Origin of the sequence: Campylobacter sp. (assembly GCF_052170435.1) — a bacterium.
In the GTDB taxonomy this organism is placed as follows: Bacteria; Campylobacterota; Campylobacteria; order Campylobacterales; family Campylobacteraceae; genus Campylobacter_A.
Genome location: NZ_JBQNAN010000007.1, coordinates 78,531 through 91,443, shown reverse-complemented (window position 1 = coordinate 91,443; position 12,913 = coordinate 78,531). Strand labels below are relative to the sequence as shown.

12 protein-coding genes are annotated in these 12,913 nt (G+C 46.3%); 6 read left to right on the top strand and 6 right to left on the bottom strand.

Annotated features, from left to right (window positions below; translation table 11 throughout):
- A partial coding sequence (locus ACTTJF_RS04655) for a dephospho-CoA kinase (protein WP_442550964.1) occupies positions 1-118 on the bottom strand: 118 nt, incomplete at its 3' end.
- Positions 119-191: 73 nt separating this feature from the next.
- On the opposite strand from ACTTJF_RS04655, the gene purM reads away from it, so the two are divergent.
- Together purM and ACTTJF_RS04645 are read left to right on the top strand one after the other, a co-directional pair.
- Entirely contained in the window at positions 192-1,175 is a 984-nt protein-coding gene (gene purM, locus ACTTJF_RS04650) for a phosphoribosylformylglycinamidine cyclo-ligase (protein ID WP_442550962.1), read from the top strand.
- A gap of 391 nt (positions 1,176-1,566) precedes the next feature.
- The gene (locus ACTTJF_RS04645; protein ID WP_442550961.1) at positions 1,567-2,811 is read left to right on the top strand and encodes a M20 family metallo-hydrolase; all 1,245 of its coding nucleotides are present in this window, start codon (positions 1,567-1,569) and stop codon (positions 2,809-2,811) included.
- A gap of 136 nt (positions 2,812-2,947) precedes the next feature.
- Here the strand turns inward: ACTTJF_RS04645 and ACTTJF_RS04640 are convergent, their stop codons facing one another.
- The 4 genes from ACTTJF_RS04640 to ACTTJF_RS04625 form a co-directional block, all read right to left on the bottom strand.
- Positions 2,948-4,351: an alanine/glycine:cation symporter family protein gene (locus tag ACTTJF_RS04640; RefSeq protein WP_442550960.1), complete on the bottom strand. Its 1,404-nt coding sequence runs from the start codon at positions 4,349-4,351 to the stop codon at positions 2,948-2,950.
- Positions 4,352-4,712: 361 nt separating this feature from the next.
- Positions 4,713-5,897 carry a replication-associated recombination protein A gene (locus ACTTJF_RS04635; RefSeq protein ID WP_442550959.1) on the bottom strand — a complete coding sequence of 395 codons (1,185 nt, stop codon included), beginning with the start codon at positions 5,895-5,897 and terminating at the stop codon, positions 4,713-4,715.
- Positions 5,898-6,124: 227 nt separating this feature from the next.
- A complete protein-coding gene (locus ACTTJF_RS04630; RefSeq protein ID WP_442550958.1) occupies positions 6,125-8,278 on the bottom strand; it encodes a TonB-dependent receptor domain-containing protein in 2,154 nt (717 codons plus the stop codon).
- Positions 8,279-8,643: 365 nt separating this feature from the next.
- A complete protein-coding gene (locus ACTTJF_RS04625) occupies positions 8,644-9,162 on the bottom strand; it encodes a pyridoxamine 5'-phosphate oxidase family protein (protein WP_442550957.1) in 519 nt (172 codons plus the stop codon).
- Positions 9,163-9,241: 79 nt separating this feature from the next.
- Here ACTTJF_RS04625 and ACTTJF_RS04620 point away from each other — a divergent pair, with 79 nt between their 5' ends.
- Positions 9,242-9,547 (top strand): hypothetical protein, encoded by a 306-nt coding sequence (locus tag ACTTJF_RS04620; protein WP_442550956.1) that lies wholly within the window; start codon positions 9,242-9,244, stop codon positions 9,545-9,547.
- Between the two features lie 170 nt (positions 9,548-9,717).
- Here ACTTJF_RS04620 and ung read toward each other — a convergent pair whose 3' ends face one another.
- Positions 9,718-10,404, bottom strand: a complete 687-nt coding sequence (gene ung / locus ACTTJF_RS04615) for a uracil-DNA glycosylase (protein ID WP_442550955.1) — start codon at positions 10,402-10,404, stop codon at positions 9,718-9,720.
- A 204-nt stretch (positions 10,405-10,608) separates the two neighbouring features.
- On the opposite strand from ung, the gene ACTTJF_RS04610 reads away from it, so the two are divergent.
- From ACTTJF_RS04610 to ACTTJF_RS04600, 3 genes are all read left to right on the top strand, one after another.
- Positions 10,609-11,097, top strand: a complete 489-nt coding sequence (locus ACTTJF_RS04610; protein ID WP_442550954.1) for a YbaK/prolyl-tRNA synthetase associated domain-containing protein — start codon at positions 10,609-10,611, stop codon at positions 11,095-11,097.
- Positions 11,098-11,196: 99 nt separating this feature from the next.
- Positions 11,197-12,084 carry a DUF7380 domain-containing protein gene (locus ACTTJF_RS04605; RefSeq protein WP_442550953.1) on the top strand — a complete coding sequence of 296 codons (888 nt, stop codon included), beginning with the start codon at positions 11,197-11,199 and terminating at the stop codon, positions 12,082-12,084.
- Between the two features lie 173 nt (positions 12,085-12,257).
- The gene (locus tag ACTTJF_RS04600; protein ID WP_442550952.1) at positions 12,258-12,845 is read left to right on the top strand and encodes a DUF4209 domain-containing protein; all 588 of its coding nucleotides are present in this window, start codon (positions 12,258-12,260) and stop codon (positions 12,843-12,845) included.
- The last annotated feature ends 68 nt before the right edge of the window (positions 12,846-12,913 follow it).

Genomic DNA, 12,913 nt, shown 5'->3' with positions numbered 1-12,913 from the left:
AGTGCGAAATCTTATCGGCATCGATGATCTCAAATCCGCGATCACGAAGCAGCTCACAAACCGCGCTCTTACCGCTGCCGATGCTGCCCGTGATGACGATGGCGTGTTTAAATTTCAAGGCAAGCCTTTATAGCGTTTTTATTCGATTTTAGCTAAAATCTGCGAAATTATACCATCTTGGAGGATAAAATTTGATAAGCTACAAAGACGCTGGCGTCGATATAGACGCGGGAAATGACTTCGTAAATGCGATAAAACCGTTCGTCAAGGCGACGCAAACTCCGCACGTTTTGGGCGGTATCGGCTCGTTTAGCGGCGCAGTAAGGCTACCTGCCGGCTACAAAAAGCCCGCGATCCTAGGCGCCACCGACGGCGTGGGTACAAAGCTGCGACTCGCAATCGACGCGCGCAAATTTGAGGGCGTGGGGCAAGATCTCGTCGCGATGTGTGTAAACGACCTCATCTGCAACTTCGCCGAGCCGCTGTTTTTCCTCGACTACTACGCGACTGCAAAGCTCGAGATCAGCGATGCCAAAGAGGTCGTAAAAAGCATCGCCGAGGGCTGCAAACTCGCCCGCTGCGCGCTTATAGGCGGCGAGACGGCAGAGATGCCCTCGATGTATGAGAAGGGCGATTTTGACCTCGCGGGCTTTGCCGTGGGTATCGCCGAGGAGGACGAGATCGACCGCAGCAAGTTCGTACGCGAGGGCGACGTGCTCATCGCGCTTCCTAGTAGCGGCCTGCACTCAAACGGCTTCTCTCTCGCGCGAAAAGTAATCGCCGAGCTGGGGCTAAAATTTGACGACAAAGTGGGCGATCACGCGCTCATCGACGTGCTTTTGGAGCCGACTAGGATCTACGTCGGCGACTTTTTAAATTTAAAAGACAAGATCCACGCGCTCGCGCACATCACGGGCGGCGGCATCGTGGAGAATCTGCCGCGAGTATTTCCGGAGGGACTAGGTGCGAAGATCGAGCACGCCGCGATCCGCACGCCTGAGATCTTTAAAATCATCGCGCAAAAGGTAGAGCCTGCCGAGATGATGAGGACGTTTAATATGGGCGTTGGCATGATCGTCGTAGCGCCGAAAGAAAACGCCGACTTTGTGCTAGCAAATACCGACGGCTACGTCATCGGCGAGATCGTAAAAGGACAAGGCGCGCAGCTAGTTTAAACGGTCAAATTTAACTTTGGCTCGTAAAATACATTGCGAGCCAAATATCTATTTGGGCAGTAAATTTGTTCTGTTTGCCGTATGATTCTACAAAAACTATCACTAAATTTATTTACTCTTTTGATTAGACTTTTTGCTAGTCGATTTTTATTTTTGTTTATTTGCAAAATACGTTTTAAATCCCAAATATAGCGCCAAATTTAATAAAACTAACGTTAGTATTTGCTGGTGTTTGCAAGCTAAATGTTAGCCTGCAAATCAAACCAACATAAAATAATTTCACTCAAATTTAATATAACTCTAAATCCTAAATATTAAGTAAAAATATTAAAGTATAAATTTAATGCTTCTTGGCTAAAATTTTGTAAATTTTAAACCTAAGGGAGAGACGATGAGCATAAATTTAGACAGACTTAAGGCGCTTTCTAGCGAGATAAATGCGATCAACGACGAGAGTTTCGGCGCCGGGATGAGCCGCCTAGCCTACACGCGCGAGGACAAGGCCGCTAGGAAGCTATTTATCGCGCGCTGTAAGGAAGCGGGGCTAAAAGTACGCATAGACGCGATCGGAAATATCTTTGCTAGGCGCGAAGGCACCGAGCCCGAGCTGCCGGCGGTAGCGTTTGGCTCGCATTTAGACACCGTGATAAACGGCAGCGAATTTGACGGGATTCTCGGCGTCCTGGGCGGACTGGAGCTCATCAGATCGCTAAACGACGAGGGCGTGCAAACGCGCAGACCGCTTGAGCTGGTCGTCTTTGAGTGCGAGGAGTCGAGCAGATTTAATATCGCGACGCTTGGCAGCAAGGTCATGTGCGGCAAGCTAGGCTATGAAAAGCTAAAAGACGTGCGCGACTTTCAGGGGCGCGCTATCGGCGAGATTTTTGCTGAGTTTGGCATCAATCTAGCAAGCATCGAAAAGGCCAAAAATTTGACACCGAACTACGAGAGTTTCTTTGAGCTGCATATCGAGCAGGGGCCGCTACTGGATAATGAAAATATCCAAATCGGCGTCGTGAGCGCCATCGCCGCGCCGCATAGATTTAGCGTACGCGTGCAGGGCCAGGCTCAGCACTCCGGCACGACTGCGATGAAGTACCGCCGCGACGCGCTTTGCGCAGCGGCGCAGATAGTGCTAGCCGTCGAGAGCGTCGCGCGCGAAAATGCGGCAAACGGCGTGGTAGCGACCGCGGGCAACTGCACGGTAAAACCGGGCGTCATGAACGTAGTACCGGGCGAAACGACGCTGCTAATCGACCTGCGCGGCATCGACCTGCGCACGCGCGAGGCAGCATACGAGCAGATCCTGGCTGAAATCTCACACATCGAGGCTCAGCGCGGCGTCAAATGTGAGATCAAACAACTAGCCTTCGACGAGCCATGCGCGCTAGACGGCCGCCTCATCGAGCTCATCGCCCAAAAAGCCGAGCAGCTCGGGCTTAGCTTTGAAATCATGCCAAGCGGCGCGGGGCACGACGCGATGCACATGAGCAAGCTATGCCCGACGGCGATGATTTTCATCCCGTCTAAAGACGGCATCAGCCACAATCCGGCGGAATTTTCTAGCTGGAGCGATATCGCTAACGGCGTAAATTTACTAAAAAGCGTGGTTTTAGAAGCGGCGGAAAGGGTTTAAATCGGCTCAAATTTGACGCCGCAAAGTCGGTCGGTAGATTAAATTTGAATTATAAATAAGCGCGGGAAATTTCTATCCCGCTAGTTAAAAGCAAATTTTACGGCAAAAATCAACTGCCGTAAAATTTAAACGGCGCTCAAGCCTTCCTTATATACTCGTTTGGATCGTATTCTTTGCCTTCGTCGTGATCCTTCAGGAGCTTAACCACGACAGGACTAAGCACGATGATGGCGATCAGGTTTGGAAGCACCATGAGGCCGTTAAACATATCGGCCAGCTCCCAGACGAAATTTATCTTTAGCAAGCTGCCCGCAAAGACGAATCCGACGACAAATATCTGCAAAATTCGCACGAATTTGGCTCCAAAAAGGTAGCGCACGTTGATCTCGGCGAAGTAGTACCAACCCAAAATCGTCGTAAACGCAAAGAAAAACAAGCAAATCGCCACGAATCCGTAGCCGCCAGCGTGCCCCAAAACATGCGTCGAAAAGGCCTCTTGCACGAGCGAGATGCCAGCTAGCACGGCTTTGCCGTTTTCAAAATGTATCACGTCGGCGCTAAGCACGACGAAAACGGTGATATTTAGCACGATAAATGTATCGACAAACACACTCATGATACCGAGCACCGCCTGATCTACCGGGTGTTTGACGTTCGCCGCGGCGTGCGCGTGAGGGGTTGAGCCCATGCCCGCTTCGTTTGAAAACAGTCCGCGCGCGATACCGTATCTCATCGCCGTAGCGATCGTGGCTCCGGTCGCGCCGCCCCAAGCTGCGGACGGATTAAACGCGGCCTCGAATATAAGCGCTATGACGCCGGGAATTTTATCAAGATTAAAGCAAATAATTACAAGTCCGACCGCGACGTAGAGGATCGCCATTATGGGCACGATCTTTTCGGCGACTCTGGCGATGGCTTTGACGCCGCCGATAAAAATCATGGCGCAAATCGCCGCTAAAAACAGCCCGCTAGCCCAGTTTGGTATACCAAACGCCCCCTTAAAGCCATCTGAGATGGAGTTAGCTTGAACCATATTTCCCATAAATCCGAGTGCTAAAATGATCGCTAGCGCAAAAAACGCCGCCAAAACCTTGGCATAGCGGCTCTTTAGCCCGCGACTGATATAAAACGCCGGCCCACCGATCATATGGCCGCTGTCGTCTTTGGTGCGGTAAATTTGCGCGAGGCAGATCTCTGCAAAATTCGTCGCCATGCCCAAAAACGCCGCGCACCACATCCAAAATATCGCGCCCGGCCCGCCCATGATGAGCGCGGTTGTGGCACCCACGAGGTTGCCAGTGCCCACCTGCGCCGCGACGGCCGTAGCGACCGCCTGAAACGAACTCATGCCCGATTTTCCCGCCGCTTCGCCGTGCAATGAGAAGTTGCCAAAAAGCCTATTAAGGCCCATTTTAAACTTAAAAATCTGCACGAAACGAAGCCTAATCGTAAAGTAAAGCCCCGTACCGCAAAGCAGCGCGATGAGGAAATACGGCCCCCAAAGAAATGAATTTATAGAGCTTACGAGGTCGGTGAGCATGGATTTGCCTTTATTTTTTAAAATTTTTCAAGTATATTTAAAAAAATATAAAACTAAAATAAATAATAAAAATTTTTTAGCCTATTTTAAAAATATAGTTAAATTTTGAGTTCAATTTGGCAAGGCGGGCGGTTTTAAAGGATTTTCTTGATCTGGGAGGCGGGTTTTGTTTTAGCTGGGCCTTCATGCTGCTTTGCAAATTTGGCGGCGGTTTTACGAGCTTTTGCCGAAAAATTTAACAATCCTGTAAAAATGCAAAAGTTAAAAATGCGCTAAATTTGACCGCAATGCTTCTTGTAAAATTTGATAAGCCGGCAGGGCAAATTTGAGTCGGTGTAAATTTAACGCAAGTCTCCCAAATTTAACCCTTAGATTTTATTTTAATCAGCCACTCGTCCAGCGTTTTTTCAAAGCCTATGCCGTTGCTTTCGTAAAATTTAAGCGGCTTTTCGAGGTATTTTTGCTCTACCCAGCCGCCGAAGCTATGCGGATACAGATAGTCCTTGGCCTCGGGCGCGGTGTTGATGAGATATGGCGGGATGGCTAGCGGCGGCTCGTTTTTAACGTAGGCTAACGCGGCGTTTATGGCCTTGTAGCTGGAGTTTGACTTTGGCGAGTGAGCCAGATACATCGCGCACTGAGCGAGGATTATACGCGCTTCTGGAAAGCCGATCTTGCTAACGGCGGCAAGCGCGTTAGCGGCTAAATTTAGCGCGTTAGGGTTTGCGTTACCGATGTCCTCGCTGGCAAATATCGCCATCCTTCGCGCGATAAAATCAGCGCTCTCGCCCGCATCTATAAGCCGCGCTAGATAGTACATAGCGGCGTTTTCGTCGCTACCGCGCAGGCTTTTTATAAATGCGCTTGCTAGCCCGTAATGCACGTCGTCCTCGCTAACGCCTTCGCTAACGGCGTTAGCTCTCAGCGTTTTTAAATTTTCTAACGTTATTTCCTTGCCTAGGCTCACGGCAAACTCGAGTAAATTTAACAGTCCGCGCGCGTCTCCGCCGCTACTTTTTACGAGATAGGCCTTGGCATCGTCTGAGATATCAAATTTGACCTCGCCTCTCACGCGCTCAAGCAGCTTTTCAAAGTCCTCGCTCGCAAGCGGTTTAAACTCAAATAACATCGAACGGCTGCGGATACCCGAGCTTAGCGTGAAATATGGATTTTCCGTGCTGGCTCCGATGATGGCGGCGCGGTAATTTTCCATCGGGATTAATAGGGCTTCTTGCTGCGTTTTGCTGAGGCGGTGGATCTCGTCGATGAAAAATAGCGGCTTAGAAAGCGCGTTTTCGTGGTTTTTTAGAATTTTGCGAAACTCCTCGATCTTGAGATTTCCGCCGTCAAATTCGTAAAAATCATACTCCATCGACCGTGCGACGACGCGAGCAAAGCTAGTCTTGCCGCAGCCTGCCGGCCCGTAAAATATGCTGTGCGGGATTTTTTTGTTTTCGATAAATTTTTTAAAAACGCCCACCAGCTCGCGCTGTCCGCAGATCTCGTCTAAGCTCGTCGGACGAAATTTCAAGGCGAAATTTTGCAAATTTGCTCCTTTTAAATTTTAAGACATTATAGTCAAATTTAAATTAAGAAGCGGATTTGCGGGAGCGGACGGGTCAAATTTGGGCGGGTAAGAAAAGGCAAATTTGACGTTAGCGCCCTGCCCTAGCAAATGCAGAATTTAAACAAAAACGAGCCCTCAAAAACGGCAAATTTAACAGCAAAAGCGAACCAAATTTAAGCCAAATTTGGTTCGCTCGCCGCGTTAAGCTAAAACGTCTTTTCAAAATCTACGTAGAAGTTCCTGCCTTTGCCCACTCTGGTCGTATTTTTAAATCCGTTTGCGAAAATGTACTCTTTGTTAAAGATATTGTTTACGCCAAAGCTGATTTTTAGCCCCTTATTTAGCAGGTAGCTGTCGAAATTTTTCGGTTCCCATCTACCTTTAAAATTTACGATAGTAAAGGTTTCGTCTACGTTTTCGTATTTTTGACCGCGCACGACGTAGTATTTCTCGTCGTTGTTAGGCCTAAACCAGTGCGTCATATCGCCGCCCAAACTAAGCCCCCACGGCTCGTATCTATACATCGCGCCTAAAGTTAGCTTGTCGGCATAGACGGTGAGTATCTTTTTGGTCGCTTTGTCGTAGATTTTCGTATGGTCGTATCCGAGCGAAAACGTAAGGTTGTTTATCGCGTATTTGGACTCGATCTCGATGCCGCGGCGTTTTGCGTTATCGACGTTTTCGTACATGCCGTAACGTCTGCCCGGCGCTTCTGCGTCAAACGGCGGGTTGCCTTTATCCGGTCTTGCTTTTAAATTTATCATATCTTTGATGTTGCCGTCGTAGTAGGTAGCCTTAAAATACAGCTCATCATCGCCCAAAAGCCCTTGTTTGTCGATAGAAAAGCCTACTTCGTACTCTTTTGCGATCTCAGGTTTTAGGTCAGGATTTGGTATGTACCAGTAGTGCGGATTTAGCGGGCCGGCCGATGACGTCTCGTTTGGAGTAGGTCCCCTAAAGGTCTCCGCATAACCCGCGAGTAAATTTACGCCGTCAAAAACCTCGTACGCAAGGCCTAGTTTTGGAGAAAACCTAGACTCGGAGTATGAGCTGCGATCGCCGTTTTTGACTCCGCGTTTAAATTTATCAAACCTGCCGCCTAAAGTAAACTCGAATCTACCTACGCTAAATACATCCTGCGCGTAGATACCGAGATCTTTGTAAAAATTCGGAAATGAGCCAAAGTCGCTAAGCACACCGTTGTGCCAAAATATCGCGTCCTCTTTTCTATGTTCGTAGTCGATACCGGTAACTAGCCTGTGCTCTAGCATGCCGGTTTCAAAGAGGCTTTCGTTTTTGAGCCTAACGCCCCATCTGTCGTCTTTGTTTTTGTAGTCGATGTAGACGGGATTGCCTCTGCTAAAGCCTGTTCTGATCCTGTGATTTAGGGCTTTTGCGTTGTAGTACTGAGCGGAGAAATTTATCCATCTGTTATTTAGCGGAGCGTATTTGTATATCACACTATAGTCTCGTTGCTTTAGCCGTCCCGAGGTAGGCAGCTCCGCATCCTCGCTCCAGAAAAGCGACTGCCAAGGCGAGGAGGAGAATTTTTCGTGGTAGTTAAATACGCTAGCCTCCAGAGCATGCTCGTCGGTTATCGCCCACTCGGTTTTGGCAAAGACGGTGTTTACCTGTTCGTCGTTTTCTGCGTATTTTACGCCCGATCGCTTGCCGTCTCTAGCCATCTTTATCTTGCCAAAGTCCGCGTGCTTGCCGTAGAGTAAAATACCGAAATTTTCCGTAGGTTTAGCTGCGATGGCGGCGCGATTTGAGTTCATGTGATTGCTCTCCTGGCGGTGGCCGATCGTGACGCCGTAGTCGCTGCCCGGATTTATAAAGTCGCTCACGTCTTTGGTTCTCATACTAACGATACCGCCGACCGCACCGCTACCGTGTAGCACGGAGCTAGCGCCCTTTACGACCTCGACGCGTTTTAGCAAGTCGTTATCCACGCGAAAGGTTGAAATTTGATTAGAAAAAAGCGAAGGCGAGCGTTTTATGCCGTCTTGTTCGATGATAACGCGCGCTTCGCTTTGATAACCAAAGCCGCGGATGTTGTAGTACTGGCCAACTTGTCTGCCGTGGTCGTTGCCAAGCATAACGCCGGGCACCGAGCCGATAGCGTCGATGACGGACGGTGATTTAACTAGGTCGTTTTGATTTAGGACACTAACCTGACCGGCGTATTTAGCGACGTCTGTTTCACTCCTGTTTGCCGTGACGGAGACCATATCTAGCTTTACTGATCCCGTAGCATTGCTATCGGCGCGCTTAAACTTGGCGCCCGAATCTCCCGTTTGCGCGAGAGCCGAGCACGCTCCAAACAAAACCGCAGCTGCAATGATGCTAAATTTACCCATGACATACCCTTTGTGTTAAGATATAAATATTGATAATTAATACTAAATCATAAGCAGATTTTAACGATTCTTTTCTTAAGAATAAATTAGATATCAATAATATTTAAATGCAAGTTTGTCAAAATGCGGTAAATTTTGCTTATTGCGTAAATTTGGCGAAAATATTGTGGCCATTTTTTAAATTCGGCGTTTACAGCAGCAGTAAATTTGCTCAAATTTGATTGAGCTATTTGGCTGTGATTTCAACCTTTAAATTTGACTCGTAAATATTCGCTTTTTCAAATTTTTGCCGCCATCAAATTTCACGTAGTTTTATCAAATTTTAGCGCCAAATTTACTACCGCAAGAACGTATAAAACGCAAATTTAATCCCGAATGATCTTCGCCTTTGCCGTTATGCTCGCGATCTTTAGCTCGTAGATATTCATCGCCTTTAGCCCGTGAGCCGCCGCTACGTCAAAGGTTCGCATATACTTTGGCGTATATTTTTCGCTAAGCAGCCGTAGCGCGTGCAGCCTAGTCGACTCGTCCGTCACGACGTAGGCATTGGTTACGGCGACGGTGGATTTGTATTCTGTCGTGAAAACTTTGGCGCCAAGCGCCTTGCCGTCATCCTTGATCGCGTCTAGCTGCTCGTCCGTTAGAACCGGCACCCGCGCGTAGCTCACGCAAACCAGCGTCACGTTTTTGCCGTCTTTTAGTAGCTTTGCCTTAGAGCCTGCGGGCGTGCCGTGCAAAAATACGCTCTCGCCCTCGCGCACGACCGAGATCGGCACGCTAAAAATCTCGCCCGCCTCATCAATGCAAGAGATCGTGCCGTATTCGCACGCATCGATGATCGCAAGTCCCTCCTGCGCGCTTAGTTCTCTATCTTTTCGTCTCATTTTCCGCCTTTAAATTTTTGAAAATTATAAAATTTAAACCCTAAAAAAGTGTATAATTTTACAAATTTAAAGGACGGCGATGAAAAAAATATTGACATTTTGCGCTCTGGGCGCGCTAGTTTTAGGCGCTCAAAATGCGTGCGAGGAGTACGTAAAGCAAAGCAAAATTTACCTAAACGAGCTTTACGAAACAAAATCCAAGCAGCTAAAAGACGATCCTCAGGCCTTTAGGCTGTTTGAGCTCAAATTTAGCGAGCTGCAAAAAGCTCAGGAGGGCCAAGCGGCGCTAATCATACAAAGCGGCGACGAGAAATTTTGCGAGCGCGAATCGGCCAAGATAAAATCCGTGCTAGATGAAATGAGAGCAGAAAAGGCGCAAAAGTAGGCCTGTTTTATAGAAAATTTGAGCCGCTTTTGCCGAGTAGAGTCAAAAGCCCTACAATCAAATTTGAAACTCGCCAAACCTAGTCTGGCAAGCTTTTGAATGCAAATTTGACGTAGCCTATTTAGCTCAAATCAAAAAAGTGCGCTTTATCGTAGCAAAATCAAACCATCCTAAACCGCGTTGTTTAGATCCCAATCTATCGGCGCTTTGCCGTGCTCGGCGAGATATAAATTCGCCTTTGAAAAGTGCCTGCAACCAAAAAACGCGCCGCGTGCTAACGGACTTGGGTGCGCTGCCGTTAGTACAAGGTGTTTGTTAGCGTCGATGAGAGGGATTTTGGCCTTAGCCGGGTTGCCCCAGAGCATGAAAACAACGTTCTGGGCGCGCTCGCTAAGCTTCCTGATCGCAGCGTCCGTAAACTCCTGCCAGCCGAAATTTGAGTGCGAGTTAGCCTGCCCCGCACTAACGCTTAGCGTCGCATTTAGCAGTAGCACGCCCTGCTTCGCCCAGTAGCTCAGATCGCCCGAGTTTGGCTCCGTTACGCCCAGATCGTCGCGGATTTCTTTATAGATGTTGGCGAGGCTCGGCGGAATTTTGACGCCGTGCGGCACGGAAAAGCTTAGCCCCATCGCCTGCCCTGCACCGTGATACGGGTCTTGACCCAGGATCACGACTTTGACGGTATTAAACGGCGTGAGGTTAAAGGCGTTAAATATCAGTGCGTTTGGCGGATAGACCTCGCCGGCGGCCTTTGCGCGCAAGAAATTTTCCTTCACGCGGGCGAAATTTTCGCTCAAAAATTCATCTTTTAGCGCCTCTTTCCAGCCTGCTTCGATTTGGATTTTATCGATCTGCATGATTTTTCCTTTGTAAATTTGCTCTTTTTCTTTGTGTTTATTTTAAGGCAAATTTACGAAATGATAGCCAAAAATATTTAAATTTAAGCGGCTCAAGATGTGGTCAAATTTAGACGCATTTATCTTGTTAAATTTCAAAAAGAGCAGGGCGGTTTTAAAAATTTGCTGTATAATTTAAACTAAATTTTAAATAAAGGAACAACGATGTCCGAGCAAATTTTCGAGAAGCTAAAAGAGTTGCTAAGCGCGCAAAATGCGGACTTTCACGTGGTATCTCACGCGAGCGCCAAAACGTCGGCCGAGGTCGCCGCAGCGCGCGGCACGGAGCTAGGGCAAGGAGCGAAGGCACTCGTTTGCGTCGTAAAGGGCGGGGGTGCCAAACGATATGTTTTGGCTGTGCTGCCGGCGGATTACAAAGCTGATTTACAGCTCATCGCACAGGCACTTGGCGGCACTAGAGCTAGCCTAGCAAGCCCTGGCGAGGTCATGCGGCTAACCGATTGCGTCTTTGGCTGCGTTCCGCCGTTTAGCTTTCATGAGGAGCTAGAGCTTATCGCCGATCCGAGCCTGCTTGCGCACTATGCCGAGCTTGCTTTTAACGCAGGCTTGCTAGATCGCTCTATCATTTTAAACACGAAAGACTACGAGCGTATCGCGCGGCCGAGATTGGTCAAATTTGCAACGACGGAGTGAGAAATTTAGTCTAAAAAGGATGAAATTTGATCGAAAAAATACAGCAAACAACGATAACTAAAGATAATTTTTTAGGTATAAATTTGGACGAAATACTCAATGACGCAAAAATATTTTGACGATTACAGTTTTAAATTTGCGGACTTGTACGAGGAAAATTTTAGAAACGGAATTTTAAAAGCTAGCAAAATGTTTTATTCACTAAGAATTGCTTGCTCTATGGCTTTAAAACCGGGAAGCCTAAACGAACCGTACGAAGCTGGATGCATCTGGAGCAATGGGAGATCGGCGATATTAGATGATTTTACCGAGCGGGATTTGGAATTTTTCGAAAGTATTTTGGATGAAATGACCGATTGCAGATTAAAATCAAGGATCGCCGATATTTTATGGATTTTAAAAATTCCTAAAAATATAAAATTTTTAGAGATCGCCGTAAATGAATACTCGAAAATATCTCTAGAGCCAAAGTCGCTAAATCAATTTAAGATAGATGCGTTTGAAAGGGCTATCAGGCTATCTCGACTATCCAAAATCACAAAAAATCAATACGCCAAAATATCGAATAAAATTTTAGAATATTTTAATAAAGTAGAGCCGACCGATCAATACTACTGCTTAAGGATGTCGTATTTATTGGATATTGTCAAGCTAGATAAAAAATTGCAATCAAGCGTAGCTAAAAAATTAGAAAATTTTGCCGATACCTTTATAGAAGAGGAAGAATTTCTAGCTGCGATAGACTATTATCAAGAGTCGCAAAAATGGCATAAAAAACTCGAAAATAGCCGTAAAATAGCCGAAACCGCACTCAAAATAGCCAATATCTTAATAGAAAAAGCAAAAGTAAGCGGCGCTATATTGTCAAAAATAGACCTAGAACAAGCGCTAAAAGAGCTTAGAGGCGTTCCTAAAAAAGATAGAAATGAGCTCGGAATTGATCAAATAAGATTGATATTTCACGCTATCAAAATAATGCAAAGCTAGCAGTAAAAGGCAAGCGATTATCTGAGGCGATATTTTATCTAGCCAATATCACAGCAAATCCGCTATATGAAGATATCAAAAAGTCATCCGAGGATCTTTTTAAGAAGTCTCTGCTTTCAAATTTTATTACTAAAATTGACATAGATAACAATGGAAGAAAACTACAACAAATAATGACAAAAGATGATCAATTAAAACATGAAATGTACCAGCAATACCATATACATGTCGAGTTAGCGGTAGACGGCAGGATACTGCCCGCATTTTGGCAAATTTTAGAGGAACATAGAGTGTCTATGCGTTTAATATATGATATTTGCAGAAATTCTAGTATAGTTCCTGCTGACAGGGCAGATATCTGGGCACAAGGTTTATATTACGGTTTTGATAGAGACTTTTTGGTTTCAAGCCACTTGTTGATACCTCAAATAGAACATTTAGCGAGAATTTTACTACAACAAGAAAAAATCCCTACGACTACTATCGATGAATACGGCGTAGAATCGGAAAAAAGCATAAACTCGCTTTTGGAAGAGCCAAAAATATATGAATTGCTCGGGAGAGATTTGACGGAAGAGCTAAAATTTTTACTAACGGAGCCGATGGGACTAAACTACAGAAATAAAATATGCCATGGACTAGTAAGCGAATCTCCAAACAGTGCCGATATTTATATTTGGTGGCTTTGTCTTAAACTGGTGGTTAATAATTGTGTTTTTATTGGGGGGCATTTACTAGATTTTGCTTACTCTAGTTTATAAATAAAATACGTAATAAAATCAAGAAAAATTATTTAAATTTGCAAAAATATAACTAGAAGATTAAAAAT